Here is a 16692-nt window from a genome sequence, read left to right on the forward strand (position 1 = left end):
CGCCATGTACTCACTGTTCTTCAGTTTGTTCTTCAAACGCATGGACCCGGAGCGGGCCCACCACCTGGCCGTCGCGTGGATCCGCCTCGCCGCCCGCATCCCTGTGCTGCGTACGTTCCTCGCGGCGGCTCTCGCTCCCCGCTACAAGGAACTGCGCACCGAGGCCTTCGGGCTGCGGATGCACGGGCCGTTCGGGCTGGCGGCCGGCTTCGACAAGAACGCGATCGCGGTCGACGGGATGTCGATGCTCGGCTTCGACCACGTCGAGATCGGTACGGTCACGGGGGAGCCGCAACCCGGCAACCCCCGTAAGCGGCTGTTCCGCCTTGTGCCGGACCGGGCGCTGATCAACCGCATGGGGTTCAACAACGAGGGCTCGGCGGCCGTCGCGGAGCGCCTGGCAGGCCGTGAGGCGGTCTTCAGGACCGTCGTGGGCGTCAACATCGGCAAGACCAAGGTCGTACCCGAGGCCGAGGCGGTCGGTGACTACGTGAAGTCGACGCAGCGGCTTGCCCGCCATGCCGACTACCTGGTGGTCAACGTTTCCTCGCCGAACACGCCCGGCCTCAGGAATCTGCAGGCGGTGGACCATCTGCGCCCCCTGCTGAGCGCCGTCCGTGAGGCCGCCGACCAGACCGTGACCGAGCGCCGCGTCCCGCTCCTGGTGAAGATCGCGCCCGACCTCGCAGACGAGGACATCGACGCCGTCGCCGACCTCGCCGTGGAGCTCGGCCTGGACGGGATCATCGCCACGAACACGACCATCGCGCGCGAGGGACTCGGTTTGACATCCGAACCCACCCTCGTGGAGGAGACCGGTGGCCTTTCCGGTGCACCACTGAAATCGCGCTCCCTGGAGGTGCTGCGCCGCCTCTACGCGCGCGTGGGCGACGACATCACGCTCGTGGGCGTCGGCGGCATCGAGAACGCCGAGGACGCCTGGCAGCGCATCCTGGCCGGTGCCACCCTGGTCCAGGGCTACAGCGCCTTCATCTACGAGGGCCCCTTCTGGAGCCGCGCGATCCACAAGGGGCTCGCGGCACGCCTTCGTACGAGCCCGTACGCCACCCTCGCCGACGCGGTCGGCGCCGACGTCAAGGAGCCCGCGTGAGCCTGGAACCCTTCGGTACGCGCCTTCGCCGCGCCATGGACGAGCGCGGCCCCCTCTGTGTCGGCATCGACCCGCATGCCTCGCTGCTCGCCGACTGGGGCCTGAACGACGACATCGGCGGCCTGGAGCGCTTCAGCCGCACCGTCGTGGAGGCGCTGGCCGACCGGGTCGCCGTACTGAAGCCGCAGAGCGCGTTCTTCGAGCGCTTCGGGTCGCGCGGTATCGCCGTACTGGAGAAGTCGGTCGAGGAGGCACGGTCCGCCGGGGCGCTCGTCGTCATGGACGCCAAGCGCGGCGACATCGGCTCGACCATGGCCGCGTACGCCTCCGCCTTACTGGAGAAGGGCTCGCCGCTCTTCTCGGACGCCCTCACCGTCTCGCCGTACCTCGGCTACGGATCGCTGAAGCCGGCCGTCGAGCTCGCCCGCGAGAGCGGTGCCGGGCTGTTCGTGCTCGCGCTCACCTCCAATCCGGAGGGCGGCGAGGTGCAGCACGCGGTACGGCCCGAGGGCGCGGCGGACGCGGCCGGTTCGGTCGGCAGGAGCGTCGGCGCGATCATGCTCGCGCACCTCGCCGCGGAGAACGCGGGGGAGACTCCCATGGGCTCCTTCGGCGCCGTCGTGGGCGCCACGCTGGGCGACCTCTCCTCGTACGACCTCGAGATCAACGGGCCGCTCCTCGCGCCCGGCATCGGTGCCCAGGGAGCGACCCCGGCCGACCTTCCGGGCGTCTTCGGAGCGGCGGTGCGCCATGTGGTCCCGAACGTCAGCAGGGGTGTTCTACGTCACGGACCCGACGTCGGCGCGCTACGCGCGTCCGCGGACCGGTTCGCGGAGGACATCAGGGCGGCCGTGGCGTCGGACTAGCGGCTTCAGCGACTCTTCTGTGAGGTCCTCGTGGACGTCCCACGGCTGAATACACCCTCAAATCCGGAGCGTTATGTACCAAATGTCGGTTTCAATGGAGGCTGACCAGGACTTTTCCGCTGTTCTCGCTGACTCCGGCGGACTTGGCCGCTAGTCTCCGACGAGTGGAGACGGGCAAGAAGCGTTGCTCGTTGCTCCCCAGGTGTGGGGCGACTAGGTTCCTCACCGGTCCGTATCCGACAAGTTCGACATCCGAGGTGACGTAGGCGTGGCTCTTCCGCCCCTTACCCCTGAACAGCGCGCAGCCGCGCTCGAAAAGGCCGCCGCGGCTCGCCGGGAGCGGGCCGAGGTCAAGAATCGACTCAAGCACTCCGGCGCCTCCCTTCACGAGGTCATCAAGCAGGGCCAGGAGAACGACGTCATCGGCAAGATGAAGGTCTCCGCCCTCCTGGAGTCCCTGCCGGGCGTGGGCAAGGTCCGCGCCAAGCAGATCATGGAGCGACTCGGGATCTCCGAGAGCCGCCGTGTGCGTGGCCTCGGCTCCAACCAGATCGCGTCTCTTGAGCGCGAGTTCGGCGGCGGTGCCGCCTGACGTTCTCGGGCACTCCTGAGAACCTGGATAATCGCTGCATGGCTGCAACATCCCGGGGGACGACCCCCGTACCCCCGGAATCACGTCCGCGGCTGACCGTGCTCTCCGGCCCCTCCGGGGTCGGCAAGAGCACGGTCGTCGCCCATATGCGCAAGGAACACCCCGAGGTCTGGCTCTCGGTGTCGGCGACGACCCGGAGGCCGCGCCCCGGTGAGAGGCATGGCGTCCAGTACTTCTTCGTCAGCGACGATGAGATGGACAAGCTGATCGCCAACGGCGAGCTTCTCGAGTGGGCGGAGTTCGCCGGCAACCGTTACGGCACCCCCCGGGGCGCCGTGATGGAGCGCCTGGAGGCCGGCGAACCCGTCCTCCTCGAGATCGATCTCCAGGGCGCGCGTCTGGTCCGCGAGTCGATGCCCGAGGCCCAACTGGTGTTCCTGGCTCCGCCCTCCTGGGAGGAGCTGGTGCGCAGACTCACCGGGCGGGGCACCGAGCCGCCCGAGGTGATCGAGCGCCGACTGGCCGCCGCGAAGGTCGAGCTGGCGGCCGAGTCGGAGTTCGACGTCACCCTGGTCAACACCTCCGTCGAGGACGTGGCGCGTGAGCTGCTAGCCTTGATGCACGTAGTGTGATCGTTTTCGATCTCATCCCATCTTTCGGAAGGTAGAGCGTGTCCTCTTCCATTGCCGCGCCCGAGGGCATCATCAACCCGCCGATCGACGAGCTCCTCGAGGCCACCGACTCGAAGTACAGCCTCGTGATCTACGCGGCCAAGCGGGCCCGTCAGATCAACGCGTACTACTCGCAGCTCGGCGAGGGCCTCCTCGAGTACGTCGGTCCGCTCGTGGACACGCACGTCCACGAGAAGCCGCTCTCGATCGCCCTGCGCGAGATCAACGCGGGTCTGCTGACGTCGGAGGCCGTGGAGGGCCCGGCGCAGTAAGTAATATCTGCAGATTGCAGCAGGCTTTTCCACAGGCCCGGCAGCCCGGCTGTCGGGCCTGTGGTGTGTCATGAGTACGTACACGTTGCAGACGCTGGTGAGCCGAGCCGGGGAGAGACCGTGGACAAGCCGAAGGTCGTGCTGGGAGTCAGCGGTGGCATCGCCGCGTACAAAGCGTGCGAGCTGCTGCGCCGACTGACCGAGTCGGGGCACGACGTGCGAGTCGTACCGACCGAGTCGGCGCTCCACTTCGTCGGCGCCGCGACCTGGTCCGCGCTCTCCGGGCACCCCGTCTCGACCGAGGTCTGGTCCGATGTGCACGAGGTCCCGCACGTCCGCATCGGCCAGGGGGCGGACCTGGTGGTCGTGGCGCCCGCCACCGCGGACATGCTGGCGAAGGCGGCGCACGGCCTGGCCGACGACCTGCTGACCAACACCCTGCTCACCGCCCGCTGCCCGGTGGTCTTCGCCCCCGCCATGCACACCGAGATGTGGGAACACCCGGCCACGCAGGAGAACGTCGCGACGCTGCGCCGCCGTGGTGCCGTCGTCATCGAGCCCGCCGTCGGCCGTCTGACGGGCGTCGACACCGGGAAGGGCCGGCTGCCGGAGCCGGGGGAGATCTTCGAGATCTGCCGCCGGGTGCTGGCGCGTGGCGTCGGCGTTCCCGATCTGGCGGGCCGACATGTCGTGGTCAGCGCCGGCGGCACGCGCGAACCGCTCGACCCGGTCCGTTTCCTCGGCAACCGCTCTTCCGGCAAGCAGGGGTACGCCCTCGCGCGCACGGCGGCGGCCCGGGGCGCCCGGGTCACGCTGATCGCCGCGAACACCGGGATGCCGGACCCGGCGGGCGTGGACGTGGTGCGCATCGAGACGGCCGTCCAGCTGCGCGAGGCGGTGCTGAAGGCCGCCGCGGACGCTGACGCGGTGGTGATGGCCGCCGCGGTCGCGGACTTCCGGCCGGCGACGTACGCGGCCGGAAAGATCAAGAAGAAGGACGGCCAGGAACCCGATCCGATCACCCTGGTCCGTAATCCCGACATCCTCGCCGAGATATCCGCCGAGCGGGCCCGCTCCGGCCAGGTGATCGTCGGCTTCGCCGCCGAGACGGACGACGTACTCGCCAACGGGCGGACCAAGCTGGAGCGCAAGGGCTGCGATCTTCTCGTCGTGAACGAGGTGGGGGAGCGCAAGACCTTCGGTTCCGAGGAGAACGAAGCGGTTGTGCTCGGCGCGGACGGAAGTGAGACCCCCGTGCCGTACGGGCCCAAGGAAGCTCTGGCCGAGACGGTGTGGGATCTCGTGGCGCGACGCCTGGAGTGAACGCCTGATTCGTTCCGGTCGGGGCGGTCTTCGCCGGATTCCAAAACCGGCGAAATCGCGCCTGGGAACCTGGCGGACACCGCGCCTCGTTGGGCAGAATGCCCGTGCCGCAGGTCACAGGTCTTCCGAGTCGCGAGACGGGGTGGACCCGCGGTCGAGCATGACCGATAAACTGACCCCCGGACGACAGCGGGCGCAGCCCCCGATGTGTCCACAAATGATCAGCCAGCAGCCGCTGCAACCCCAGGGAGCGTTGTGTCCCGTCGTCTGTTCACCTCGGAGTCTGTGACCGAGGGTCACCCCGACAAGATCGCTGACCAGATCAGCGACACCATTCTCGACGCGCTTCTGCGCGAGGACCCGAAGTCCCGGGTCGCCGTCGAGACGCTGATCACGACCGGCCTCGTACACGTGGCGGGTGAGGTCACGACCAAGGCGTACGCGCCGATCGCGCAGCTGGTGCGCGACAAGATCCTCGAGATCGGCTACGACTCCTCGAAGAAGGGCTTCGACGGCGCCTCCTGCGGAGTGTCGGTTTCGATCGGCGCCCAGTCCCCGGACATCGCGCAGGGTGTCGACACCGCGTACGAGAAGCGGGTCGAGGGCGACGAGGACGAGCTGGACAAGCAGGGTGCCGGCGACCAGGGCCTGATGTTCGGTTACGCGACCGACGAGACGCCCGAGTTGATGCCGCTGCCGATCCACCTGGCGCACCGACTGTCGAAGCGACTCTCCGAGGTCCGCAAGAACGGGACGATCCCGTACCTGCGCCCCGACGGCAAGACCCAGGTCACCATCGAGTACGACGGCGACAAGGCCGTCCGCCTCGACACGGTGGTCGTCTCCTCGCAGCACGCCCAGGACATCGACCTGGACTCGCTCCTGGCCCCCGACATCCGCGAGTTCGTGGTCGAGCCGGAGCTCAAGGCCCTCCTGGACGACGGCATCAAGCTGGACACCGAGGGCTACCGCCTGCTGGTGAACCCCACCGGCCGCTTCGAGATCGGCGGCCCGATGGGTGACGCCGGACTGACCGGTCGCAAGATCATCATCGACACGTACGGCGGCATGGCTCGCCACGGCGGCGGCGCCTTCTCCGGCAAGGACCCGTCCAAGGTGGACCGCTCGGCGGCGTACGCGATGCGCTGGGTCGCCAAGAACGTCGTCGCCGCGGGCCTCGCCACCCGCTGCGAGGTCCAGGTCGCCTACGCCATCGGCAAGGCCGAGCCCGTCGGCCTCTTCGTCGAGACCTTCGGCACCGCCAAGATCGACACCGACAAGATCGAGAAGGCCATCACCGAGGTCTTCGACCTCCGCCCCGCCGCGATCATCCGCGACCTCGACCTGCTGCGCCCGATCTACGCCCAGACCGCGGCGTACGGCCACTTCGGGCGTCCGCTGGACGACTTCACGTGGGAGAAGACGGACCGGGTGGATGCGCTGCGCAGGGCTGCCGGGCTGTAATTCCCCGGTCCTGCCGTAGATTCCGGCTCTGTACAAGGCCCGGTGTCCCCTAGGGGCGCCGGGCCTCGGTGCGTTCGGGTGCTCAAGAGCAGAGGTCGGCATTCTGTCGCGCGGACATGGCCGTTCTGTCGCGCGGGCCTGGCCGTACCCCAGAGAATGAGGCGTGAGCGAACACGCCCAGCTCTTCAGACCATGGCGTCGGACGCTGACGGCGCGGGACCCTGACGAACCGCACCGGGCGGCCACCCCGCTTGAGCTGCTGTTCGACCTGTGCTTCGTCGTCGCCGTGGCGCAGGTCGCCGCACAGCTGCACCATGCGGTGAGCGAGGACCACGCCTCGACAGGGGTCCTCAGCTATTTCGCCGTGTTCTTCGCCATTTGGTGGGCCTGGATGGGCTTCACGTGGTTCGCGTCGGCGTACGACATCGATGACGTGCCCTACCGGCTGGCGACCTTCGCCCAGATCGCCGGGGTTCTCATCCTTGCCTCCGGCGTGGCGAGGGCCTTCGAGGACCATGACTTCACCCTGCCGGTCGTCGGCTACACCGTCATGCGCCTGGGCCTGGTCTCACTGTGGCTGCGGGCGGCCCGGGCCCACCCGGACGGCAGGACGACCGCCCTGCGCTATGTCGTCGGACTCATCGTGATCCAGGGCGCCTGGATCGGCTGGCTCTTCCTGCCGGACGGCATACGGATGCCGATGTTCGCTCTCCTGGCGGTCGTCGACGTCGCCGTCCCGGTCTGGGCGGAGGCCGCTGGGCGGACACCCTGGCATCCGGAGCACATCGCCGAACGGTTCGGACTGTTCACGCTGATCGTCCTGGGCGAGTCGGTGCTGGCCGCGACCACAGCCGTGCAGCAGGCCCTGGACACTCGGCAGGCACCCATCGGCCTCTACACCGTGGCGGCGGGCGGCCTGCTCATCGTCCTGGCGTTGTGGTGGCTGTACTTCGCCAAGCCCGCCGCCCTCTTCCTGACCTCCGACCGGGCCGCGTTTCCCTGGGGATACGGCCACTACCTGATCTTCGGGTCGGCGGCCGCTGTCGGCGCGGGCCTTGCGGTGAACGTCGACCATGTCACGCACCACACGAAGATCACGGACACCGCGGCGGGTGCGGCGGTCACCGTTCCCGTGGCGGTCTTCCTCCTCGTCCTCTACTTGCTGCACATCCGCCCGCACCACGCGCTGGCCGCGCACGCGCTGTTGATGCCGGGCACCGCGGTGGTGGTCCTCGCTCTCACCTTCACTGCTGCTCCGGTACTCGCCACCGGCCTCGCGGTCGCCGGGCTGGCCGCCGTGTCAGTGGTGCTGGCCGAGCGGCGCGAGCGCCGGGACCCCCTTGGCTCAGGCGCCGCGACGGCACCGTGATCATTGACGCCGGTGGGCGCTGTCAGTCCCGTCTGGTACCAATGCTGGTGTGAGCAGCGCGAATGGGCAGGGCGAGGGGGCGGGGAGTGTGCCGCCCGAGCAGCTTGCGCTCATTCGGGAGAGCGTGCGGAAGGCGAAGGAGCCGCGCGCCAAGCCTCGTACGTGGCGGGGTGCCGCGTTGGCCAAGGAGCGTCCGGTTGCCCGGGTCTTGGTCGACAAGGGGGTGCTGCATCTTGACCGGTACTTCGACTATGCCGTTCCGGAGGAGCTGGACGCCGACGCGCAGCCCGGGGTGCGGGTGCGGGTGCGGTTCGGGGCCGGGCGGCACCGTGTGCGGGACGGGCGGCGTGAGGGTGGCGGGCTGATCGACGGGTTTCTGGTGGAGCGGCTCGCCGAGTCCGACTACTCCGGACCCCTTGCCGCGCTGGCCCAGGTCGTCTCGCCCGAGCCCGTGCTCAGTGAGGAACTGCTGGGACTCGCACGGGCCGTGGCCGATCGGTACGCGGGAAGTCTGGCCGATGTGCTGCAACTGGCCGTGCCGCCCCGGAACGCGCGCGCGGAGAGTCAGGCGTCCCCGGCGCCGCTTCCGGCGCCCGAGATGCCTGACGTTGCGTCATGGGGGCGGTACGGGCGAGGGGATGCCTTCGTACGCTCGCTCGCGGCGGGCGGGACACCGCGAGCCGTGTGGAACGCGCTGCCCGGGCCCGAGTGGGCTGACGAGCTCGCGCGGGCCGTCGGGGCGACGCTCGCCTCGGGGCGTGGTGCGCTGGTCGTCGTACCGGACGGGCGGGCGGTTGCCCGGGTCGACGCCGCGCTGACCTCGCTGTTGGGGGAGGGGCGGCATGCGGTGCTGACGGCCGAGGCCGGACCCGAGAAACGGTACCGGCAGTGGCTCGCGGTGCGGCGGGGGTCCGTACGGGCAGTAGTGGGGACCCGCGCCGCCATGTTCGCGCCCGTACGGGATCTGGGGCTCGTCGCCATCTGGGACGACGGGGACGACAGCCACAGCGAGCTGCACGCGCCGCAGCCGCATGCGCGGGAAGTACTGCTACTGCGGGCCGCCCATGACAAGTGCGCCTTTCTGCTGGGGAGTTGGAGCTGCACCGTCGAGGCCGCGCAGCTCGTCGAGAGCGGCTGGGCGGCGCCGCTCGTCGCCGACCGCGAACAGGTGCGGACGGCGGCTCCTCTCGTACGCACCGTGAGTGACGGGGATCTCGCACGGGACGAGGCGGCCCGGGCGGCCCGGCTGCCGACGCTCGCCTGGCAGGTCGTACGGGAAGGGCTGCGGCAGGGGCCCGTACTGGTGCAGGTGCCCCGGCGTGGCTACGTACCCCGGATGGCGTGTGCGCAGTGCCGGGAACCCGCGCGGTGCCGGCACTGCGCGGGGCCTCTGGAGGGACAGGACGGCGGAGCCTTGCGCTGTGGCTGGTGCGGGCGGGGCGAGGAGGCCTGGCACTGTCCCGAATGTGGCGGGTTCCGGCTGCGGGCGCAGGTCGTGGGGGCGCGGCGGACCGCCGAGGAGCTGGGGCGGGCGTTTCCCGCCGTGCCGGTGCGGACCTCGGGGCGCGAGCAGGTGCTGGACACGGTGCCGGGGGCGCCCGCGCTCGTGGTGAGCACGCCGGGAGCGGAGCCCGTCGCCGAGGGAGGGTATGCGGCGGCGTTGCTGCTCGACGGCTGGGCGATGCTGGGGCGGCCCGATCTGCGGGCGGGCGAGGACGCGCTTCGGCGGTGGATCGGGGCGGCTTCGCTGGTACGAGCGCAGGGAGCCGGCGGGAAAGTGGTGGTCGTCGCCGAGCCGACGCTGCGGCCTGTGCAGGCGCTGGTGCGCTGGGATCCCGTCGGCCATGCGGTCCGCGAGCTGGCCGAGCGGGCCGAGTTGGGCTTCCCGCCCGTGTCGCGGATGGCCGCCGTGTCCGGAACGCCGGAGGCTCTCGCCGGGTTTCTGGCCGCGGTCGAACTGCCCGGCGACGCCGAGGTGTTGGGGCCGGTGCCGTTGCCCGTCGCGGAAGCGGGGCGGCCTCGGCGTAACGGGGCGCCGCCGGTCGGGGAGCGCTGGGAGCGGGTGTTGATCCGGGTGCCACCGGGGAGTGGGGCGGCGCTGGCTTCTGCACTGAAGGTTGCGCAGGCGGCGCGGATGGCTCAAGGGGGGAGTGAGGTTGTGCGGGTTCGGATTGATCCGCCGGACATTGGGTGAGCGGGTGGTGGTGAGCGTTCGGTGAGGGCGGCGAGGCGATGCGCCTCCGCCTGTCGGGGGATCTTTGCTCGCCGACGCGCCTCTGTACGTCGGTGGGCTTCCGTCCGTTGACGCGCCTTCGGCTGCCGACGTGCGTCTGCCTCCCGATGGGTGTCGGGAGGCAGACGGAGGGGGTGTTCAGTCGGCTATCAGGCGGCGGGGGTCAGCCATTGCGGGGGCCTGGGAAGGCGTTTGGCCTTGCCTCGTCGCGGAGGGTGGAGCTGCCGGCCGTCGGCTGGGTGGGTAGCGGCAGGGAGCGGGCCGCGGGGACCGGGGGCATCGCTGGGTTGGCGGTGACTGTGCGGGAGCTCGATGGTTCCGTGGCGCGCTCGGCCTCGGCTGCGGCCTGGGCGGTGGCGCGGCGTGCACCGTAACGGCGGTGTACCGCCTGTTTGGTGACTCCGAGTGCGGAGCCCACCGCGTCCCACGAGAAACCCAGTGAGCGATCGAAGTCCACGGCGGCCGTGACCAGGGTCTCGACACTGTCCCGCAGCTCCTGGGCGAGGCGGACGGTCGGGGCGGGGGCGCGTCCGTAGACGACGAAGCCTGTGGACGGGCCGGAGCGGCGCGGGCGGTAGACGTTGCCCAACTGGGCGGTGAGCGTGCGCAGTGCGTCCACCTGCCGGCGGACCCGCTCGATGTCCCGCACCAGCAAGTGCAGGCTGGCGCGAGCCTGGGCGTCGTGGGTTGCGTGGTCGGCCATGAACAAGCCTCTCGAACCGGCGTTGAAGTTGAAAAGGATCGGGCCGCTGGTGCGGCCCGTTGTGGTCAACTCTTTCTTGACCCAACGCCATTACGCTCCGCTGGTCACGGGTGGGGGCGTGAGCGTGTGTTCGTGCGCTCCCTGGGGGGTGGGGGTGCGCTGTTCGGCTCGCCTTCGGCTCGCCTTCGGCTTCGCCGGGTTTCGTCTCCCACCCGCGCACCGCCCGTTTCCAGTGGGGAGAGGGGTGGGCGTCTCCTGTGGGGGTGCTTCGCCGTTGGCGGCTTTCCCGCCGTGGGCACGGGACCAGCGGCTTTCCCTCCGTAGTCGTGGGAGCTGCGTCCTCGCTCGCCGTCCGCCGCCATAGACTTGTGCGTTGCCCCTTCCACCCTCGCCCGAGAGGCCCTAACCCGCTCATGAAGCTCGTCTTCGCCGGTACGCCCGAGGTTGCCGTTCCTGCTCTGGATGCTCTGATCGCCTCTGGGCGGCATGACGTCGTCGCCGTCGTCACGAGGCCCGACGCGCCGGCCGGGCGGGGGCGGCGGCTGGTCGCGAGCCCCGTCGCCGAGCGGGCCGAGGAGGCGGGGATCGAGGTGCTCAAGCCGGGGAAGCCGCGGGAGCCGGAGTTTCTGGAGCGGCTGCGGGAGATCGGGCCCGACTGCTGCCCGGTCGTCGCGTACGGGGCGCTGCTGCCGCGGGTCGCGCTCGACATTCCCGCCCATGGCTGGGTCAATCTGCACTTCTCCTTGTTGCCCGCCTGGCGGGGGGCGGCGCCCGTGCAGCACGCGGTGATGGCGGGGGACGAGATCACGGGCGCGTCCACGTTCCTGATCGAGGAGGGGCTCGACTCCGGGCCCGTGTACGGGACCGTCACCGAGGAAGTACGGCCCACCGACACCAGCGGGGACCTGCTGACGCGGCTCGCCTTCGCGGGCGCCGGGCTGCTCGTCGCGACGATGGACGGGATCGAGGACGGCACGCTCAAGGCCGTACCGCAGCCGTCGGAGGGCGTCACGATCGCGCCGAAGATCACTGTCGAGGATGCGGAGATCGACTGGTCCGCGCCCGCGTTGCGCGTCGACCGGGTCGTGCGCGGGTGCACCCCGGCGCCCGGCGCCTGGACCGTCTTCCGCGGTGAGCGGCTCAAGCTGATCCAGGTCGCGCTCGTGCCCGAGCGCACGGACCTCGCCCCGGGCGAGCTGTCCGTCGCCAAGAACAACGTGTACGTCGGCACCGGCTCGCATGCCGTCGAACTCCTGTGGGTCCAGGCCCAGGGCAAGAAGCCGATGCGCGCGGCGGACTGGGCGCGCGGGGTGCGGATCGCCTCCGGAGAGCGGGTCGGGGGCCAGTAGGGGGCGTGGAGAGGGCGACGTACGCTGGACGGGTAGCCCTTCCAAGATCCGGAGCACCTTTTACGTGAACGAGCAGGACCGTCGTCGTCGCCCGCAGGGCAAGCCTCACCGCCGTCCGAAGAAGGACCCCGTGCGGATGCTCGCCTTCGAGGCCTTGCGGGCGGTGGACGAGCGGGACGCGTACGCCAATCTCGTCCTGCCCCCGCTGCTGCGGAAGGCGCGGGAGAAGGGGGACTTCGACGGGCGGGACGCAGCGCTGGCCACGGAGTTGGTGTACGGGACGCTGCGGCGGCAGGGGACGTACGACGCCGTCATCGCGGCCTGTGTGGACCGGCCGTTGCGTGAGGTCGACCCTCCTGTGCTCGATGTGCTGAGCCTTGGTGTGCATCAGCTGCTCGGTACGCGGATTCCCAGCCACGCTGCCGTGTCCGCCTCCGTCGAGCTCGCCCGGGTCGTGCTCGGTGATGGGCGGGCCAAGTTCGTCAACGCCGTTCTGCGGAAGGTCGCGCAGCACGACCTCGACGGGTGGCTGGAGCGGGTGGCACCGCCGTACGACGACGACCCCGAGGACCATCTCGCCGTCGTGCACTCGCACCCCCGGTGGATCGTCTCCGCGCTGTGGGACTCCCTCGGAGGCGGGCGCGACGGGATCGAGGACCTCCTCGCGGCCGACAACGAGCGGCCCGAGGTGACCCTCGTCGCCCGGCCCGGACGCGCCACGGCCGAGGAACTCCGCGAGGCACTCGATGACGAGGCCGCGTTGCCCGGGCGCTGGTCGCCGTACGCCGTGCGGCTCTCCGAGGGCGGCGAACCGGGCGCCATCGACGCCGTACGCGAGGGCCGGGCCGGCGTCCAGGACGAGGGCAGCCAGCTGGTGGCGCTCGCCCTCGCCAATGCGCCCCTCGAAGGGCGCGACCAGATGTGGCTCGACGGCTGCGCGGGACCGGGCGGCAAGGCGGCGCTGCTCGCCGGGCTCGCCGCCGAGCGCGGCGCCGTACTGCTCGCCGCCGAGAAGCAGCCGCACCGGGCCGGGCTCGTGGCCAGGGCCCTCGCCGGGAACCCCGGGCCGTACCAGGTCATCGCCGCCGACGGCACGCGTCCGCCGTGGCGGCCCGGCTCCTTCGACCGGGTCCTGATGGACGTACCGTGCACAGGACTCGGCGCCCTGCGCCGCCGCCCCGAGGCCCGCTGGCGCCGCCGCCCCGACGACCTGGACGACTTCGCACCGCTCCAGCGCGGGCTGTTGCGCACGGCGCTCGATTCGGTACGCGTCGGTGGGGTTGTCGCCTACGTCACCTGCTCGCCGCACCTCGCCGAGACCCGCGCGGTCGTCGGCGACGTCCTCAAGCAGTACGACGGCTCCGCCGAACTGCTCGACGCCCGGCCGCAGTTGGCCGGCGTACCGGAGTTGGGCGACGGCCCCGACGTACAGCTGTGGCCGCATCTGCACGGGACGGACGCGATGTATCTGGCGCTGATCCGGCGGAACGGCTGACGCGTTGCTGTTTGCACGTACGTGGCGGCGGTGAAGCTGCCGGTTTCTGGTTCGGGACGTACGTTGCCTTTATGACGTGGCGTAAGGATGTGAATGACACTCTGCGGCGGCTCAGTGGTTACGAACTCCGTCGCTCGAGGCCCGCATTGTCCCGGAACAGCTTCCCGCAAAGCTCCGAGCAGAGGTCTCCGCAAAGGCCCGAGTCGGCTCCCGGTATCAAATTCCCCGCCGATTACGATGACACGGCGAAGGACATCATCCGGGCCGTTTCCCCCTACACGATGACCTCGCCCGAACGGCTCAACGCCCTGATTCTGGCCACCCGTTACGTGAGCCGGCACAGCATCGCCGGTGACATCGTCGAGTGTGGAGTGTGGCGGGGCGGAAGTATGCAGGCGGCCGCCCGCACCCTGCTCGGACTGCATGACACCGAGCGGCATCTGTACCTCTTCGATACGTTCGAGGGCATGCCGGCGCCGACCGACAAGGACCTGCGCCGGGACGGGGAAACCGCCGCGGATCTGCTCGCCCGACAGGACAGGAGCCGACCGATCTGGGCCGTCGCGACCCTGGAGGATGTCAAAGAGGGCTTCGACGGGATTCCGTATCCCGGTGATCGCGTGCATTTCGTTCAGGGGCTTGTGGAGGACACCATTCCTGCCGAGGCCCCCGAGCGCATTTCGATCCTGCGGCTCGACACCGACTGGTACGCCTCGACGCGGCATGAACTGGAGTATCTCTACCCGAGGTTGGTCAGCGGCGGTGTTCTCCTCATTGACGACTACGGCTGGTGGCAGGGGTCGAAAGCCGCCGTGGACGAATTCCTGGAGAAGACCGGCGCCCGGCTTCTCCTGCTCCGCATGGACGAAGGCCGCATCGCGGTGAAGCCATAGGGCGCCGACCGGTGGGACTGCTACTCCGATGGTCCGCCCGGCCGCGACGCCGGTTCCGGAGCGCCACTGACCGTCGTCGGCGCGGGCGCCCCGCTGTCCTCGCGGGCCAGCCGGTGGGGCCACCACACCTTCGGGCCGACGTCCAGGAACAGGGACGTGACCAGGATCGAGCGGACGATGAACGTGTCGAGGAGGACGCCGAGGGCCACGGCGAAGCCGATCTCCGCGAAGGCCACCATGGGAAGGGTGCCGAGGGCGGCGAAGGTGCCGGCCAGGACCAGGCCCGCCGAGGTGATGACGGCGCCGGTCGCGGCCAGGCCCGTCACCACGCCGGGGCGGGTGCCCTGCCGGGCCGCCTCCTCGCGGATGCGGGTGGTCAGGAAGATGTTGTAGTCGATGCCCAGCGCCACCAGGAACACGAAGACGAAGAGCGGGAAGTCCGTCGTCTCGCCCGCGTAGTCGAAGAGGTACCGGAACGCGAGCACGCTGATCCCCAGCGCGGCGGCGAACGACAGCACCACCGTGCCGATCAGCAGGAGTGGAGCGATCAGGGCGCGCAGCAGGACGCAAAGGATCAGCAGCACGACCACCAGCACCAGCGGGATGATCAGGATGTTGTCGTGGGTCGTCGCCTTGTCCATGTCCAGCAGAGCCGCCGTGCCGCCGCCCACTTGGGCGTCCGCGTCGGGCACCGCGTGCACGGCGTCCCGTACCCGCTCCACCGTCTCCTTCGCGTCCTCGCTGTCCGAGGGTGCGGTCATCGTGGCCTCGAAGATGACCCTGCCCTCGAACTGGGGCTTCGCGCCCGGTGGCAGACCGAGGGACTCCGGCACGACGCCGGACGTGCCCGCGACGGCCTGGCCGACTTCTCGGGCCTGCGCCTGGTTGCTGATGACGACGAGCGGATCGCCGCTGCCCGCCGGGAAGTAGCGTGCGGACACCTCCTGGCCGACGATCGAGTCGGGTTTGTCGGTGAAGGCGTCGGCGTTGCTGAGCCCCTCCGCGCGCATCTGGATCAGGCCGAGCGACAGCAGCGCGAGCGCCGCCGCCGTGACGCCCCAGATCATGCGCGGACGGCGGGCGATACGGCGGCCCATACGGGCCCAGAGGCCGCGTTCGGTCGGGTCGGGCGCGCCGAAGTGCGGGATCACCGGCCAGAAAATCCACCGGCCGAAGATCACGAGCAGGGCGGGGAACAGGGTGAGCATCACGAGCAGCGCCACCGCGACGCCGATGGCGGCAACCGGGCCGAGGCCGCGCGTCGAGTTCATCTCGGCGGCGAGCAGCACCAGCATGCTCAGTACGACCGTGGCGCCGGACGCGATCACCGCCGGACCCGCCCGGTGCAGCGCCAGCGCCATCGCCTCGTGGCGGTCCTCGTGGCGGCGCAGCTCCTCCCGGTAGCGGGCGACCAGGAGCAGGGCGTAGTCCGTCCCGGCGCCGAACACCAGGACCGTGAGGATGCCCGCGCTCTGGCCGTTGACGGTCAGACCCGCGTGCTCGGCGAGGAGATAGATCAGCGCCTGCGAGGTGAACAGCGCGACGATCACTCCGAGCAGCGGGACGAGGAGCAGCGTCGGGCTGCGATAGGTGAGCAGCAGCATCACGATGACGACGGCCATCGCCGAGAACAGCAGCGTCGAGTCGATGCCCTCGAAGGCCTCGGAGAAGTCCGCGGACGTACCGCCTGGGCCCGTAATGTGCACGGCCAGACCGGCGCCGCCCTTACCTACATCGGCACGGATCGAGTCGACCGCGGGCGAGATCCGCTCCCAGCCCTTCTCGTCCATCGTGATCGGCACGGAGACCTGGGCCGCCCGGGGATCGGCGTCCCGGTCGAACGTCGGGCCCCGGGTCTCCGCCCCGCGGATGCCATGCTCGCGCAGCTCCTTGAGCTGGCGTACGTCCTCGGAGATCTGCGCCCGGTCCTGCGCCGTGAGGCCGCTCTCGCGGGCGTACACGACGATCGCGGGGATCTGCTCCGGCCTGAAGTCCTCGGAGGCTTCCAGGACTTGGGTCGACTCCGCGGATCCTGGCAGCCAGGACGCCGCGTCGTTGTCCTGGGCGTCCGTGAGCTTCTGCGCGAACGGCGCCGTCAGCAGCAGCACCACCACCCACAGCGCCACCACCAGCCACTTGGCCCGCCGCCCGCAGACCAGGTGCGCGATGCCTCGCTTCGGCCGGTCCCGTACGTCCTTCTGCCGGTCTCGTACGTCCGTCATGGCCACCCCCGCAGCCGCTTCTCGAGCCGGTGGGCCGCCCAGCATGGCACGACCGAACGGGGAGCAACACCCGCAGAACGGACTAGGTGGCCATACGTCTCTTTAGGGGTGCGGGGTCGCGGTATTCGC

General features: G+C 70.4%; 14 protein-coding genes. 12 read left to right on the forward strand and 2 right to left on the reverse strand.

Annotation, left to right across the window (positions count from 1 at the left end):
• Window positions 1–4: 4 nt before the first annotated feature.
• From ACQEVY_RS38970 to ACQEVY_RS39010, 9 genes are all read left to right on the forward strand, one after another.
• Complete coding sequence (locus tag ACQEVY_RS38970) at window positions 5–1111, forward strand: quinone-dependent dihydroorotate dehydrogenase (RefSeq protein WP_432954453.1); 1107 nt, start codon at window positions 5–7, stop codon at window positions 1109–1111.
• Window positions 1108–1977, forward strand: a complete 870-nt coding sequence (pyrF, locus tag ACQEVY_RS38975; RefSeq protein ID WP_432954455.1) for an orotidine-5'-phosphate decarboxylase — start codon at window positions 1108–1110, stop codon at window positions 1975–1977. The genes ACQEVY_RS38970 and pyrF overlap by 4 nt, the downstream gene beginning before the upstream one ends.
• 268 nt (window positions 1978–2245) lie before the next feature.
• Window positions 2246–2569 (forward strand): integration host factor, encoded by a 324-nt coding sequence (locus tag ACQEVY_RS38980; RefSeq protein ID WP_005319887.1) that lies wholly within the window; start codon window positions 2246–2248, stop codon window positions 2567–2569.
• 38 nt (window positions 2570–2607) lie between these two features.
• Complete coding sequence (gene gmk / locus ACQEVY_RS38985) at window positions 2608–3201, forward strand: guanylate kinase (protein WP_432954457.1); 594 nt, start codon at window positions 2608–2610, stop codon at window positions 3199–3201.
• A 38-nt stretch (window positions 3202–3239) separates the two neighbouring features.
• Complete coding sequence (gene rpoZ / locus ACQEVY_RS38990) at window positions 3240–3512, forward strand: DNA-directed RNA polymerase subunit omega (RefSeq protein WP_033321800.1); 273 nt, start codon at window positions 3240–3242, stop codon at window positions 3510–3512.
• Between the two features lie 120 nt (window positions 3513–3632).
• Complete coding sequence (gene coaBC, locus ACQEVY_RS38995; protein WP_432954459.1) at window positions 3633–4835, forward strand: bifunctional phosphopantothenoylcysteine decarboxylase/phosphopantothenate--cysteine ligase CoaBC; 1203 nt, start codon at window positions 3633–3635, stop codon at window positions 4833–4835.
• Window positions 4836–5090: 255 nt separating this feature from the next.
• On the forward strand, window positions 5091–6299 hold the full coding sequence (metK, locus tag ACQEVY_RS39000) for a methionine adenosyltransferase (protein ID WP_432954461.1): 1209 nt from the start codon (window positions 5091–5093) through the stop codon (window positions 6297–6299).
• A gap of 163 nt (window positions 6300–6462) precedes the next feature.
• Complete coding sequence (locus ACQEVY_RS39005) at window positions 6463–7668, forward strand: low temperature requirement protein A (protein WP_432954463.1); 1206 nt, start codon at window positions 6463–6465, stop codon at window positions 7666–7668.
• A 49-nt stretch (window positions 7669–7717) separates the two neighbouring features.
• Window positions 7718–9862, forward strand: a complete 2145-nt coding sequence (locus tag ACQEVY_RS39010; protein ID WP_432954465.1) for a primosomal protein N' — start codon at window positions 7718–7720, stop codon at window positions 9860–9862.
• 202 nt (window positions 9863–10064) lie between these two features.
• On the opposite strand, the gene ACQEVY_RS39015 is transcribed toward ACQEVY_RS39010, so the two are convergent.
• Complete coding sequence (locus ACQEVY_RS39015) at window positions 10065–10604, reverse strand: hypothetical protein (RefSeq protein WP_432954467.1); 540 nt, start codon at window positions 10602–10604, stop codon at window positions 10065–10067.
• 413 nt (window positions 10605–11017) lie between these two features.
• Between ACQEVY_RS39015 and fmt the strand changes: the two genes are divergently transcribed.
• The 3 genes from fmt to ACQEVY_RS39030 all read left to right on the forward strand — a co-directional run bounded on the left by fmt (window position 11018) and on the right by ACQEVY_RS39030 (window position 14341).
• A complete protein-coding gene (fmt, locus tag ACQEVY_RS39020; RefSeq protein ID WP_432954469.1) occupies window positions 11018–11953 on the forward strand; it encodes a methionyl-tRNA formyltransferase in 936 nt (311 codons plus the stop codon).
• A 64-nt stretch (window positions 11954–12017) separates the two neighbouring features.
• On the forward strand, window positions 12018–13448 hold the full coding sequence (locus ACQEVY_RS39025; protein ID WP_432954471.1) for an RsmB/NOP family class I SAM-dependent RNA methyltransferase: 1431 nt from the start codon (window positions 12018–12020) through the stop codon (window positions 13446–13448).
• Between the two features lie 71 nt (window positions 13449–13519).
• Window positions 13520–14341, forward strand: coding sequence for a TylF/MycF/NovP-related O-methyltransferase (locus ACQEVY_RS39030; RefSeq protein WP_432955635.1), 822 nt, complete (start codon window positions 13520–13522; stop codon window positions 14339–14341).
• A gap of 20 nt (window positions 14342–14361) precedes the next feature.
• Here ACQEVY_RS39030 and ACQEVY_RS39035 read toward each other — a convergent pair whose 3' ends face one another.
• Window positions 14362–16563 (reverse strand): MMPL family transporter, encoded by a 2202-nt coding sequence (locus ACQEVY_RS39035; protein WP_432954472.1) that lies wholly within the window; start codon window positions 16561–16563, stop codon window positions 14362–14364.
• Between the last annotated feature and the right edge of the window lie 129 nt (window positions 16564–16692).

This window comes from Streptomyces sp. CA-288835, from assembly GCF_050936385.1.
Lineage (GTDB): Bacteria > Actinomycetota > Actinomycetes > Streptomycetales > Streptomycetaceae > Streptomyces.

Excerpts from the sequence above, each read along its gene's own strand:
- gmk (WP_432954457.1), top strand. The coding sequence starts at position 2,608 with ATGGCTGCAACATCCCGGGGGACGACCCCCGTACCCCCGGAATCACGT.
- ACQEVY_RS39030 (WP_432955635.1), top strand. The coding sequence starts at position 13,520 with ATGACGTGGCGTAAGGATGTGAATGACACTCTGCGGCGGCTCAGTGGT.
- ACQEVY_RS38970 (WP_432954453.1), top strand. The coding sequence starts at position 5 with ATGTACTCACTGTTCTTCAGTTTGTTCTTCAAACGCATGGACCCGGAG.
- ACQEVY_RS39035 (WP_432954472.1), bottom strand. The coding sequence starts at position 16,563 with ATGACGGACGTACGAGACCGGCAGAAGGACGTACGGGACCGGCCGAAG.
- ACQEVY_RS39015 (WP_432954467.1), bottom strand. The coding sequence starts at position 10,604 with ATGGCCGACCACGCAACCCACGACGCCCAGGCTCGCGCCAGCCTGCAC.
- fmt (WP_432954469.1), top strand. The coding sequence starts at position 11,018 with ATGAAGCTCGTCTTCGCCGGTACGCCCGAGGTTGCCGTTCCTGCTCTG.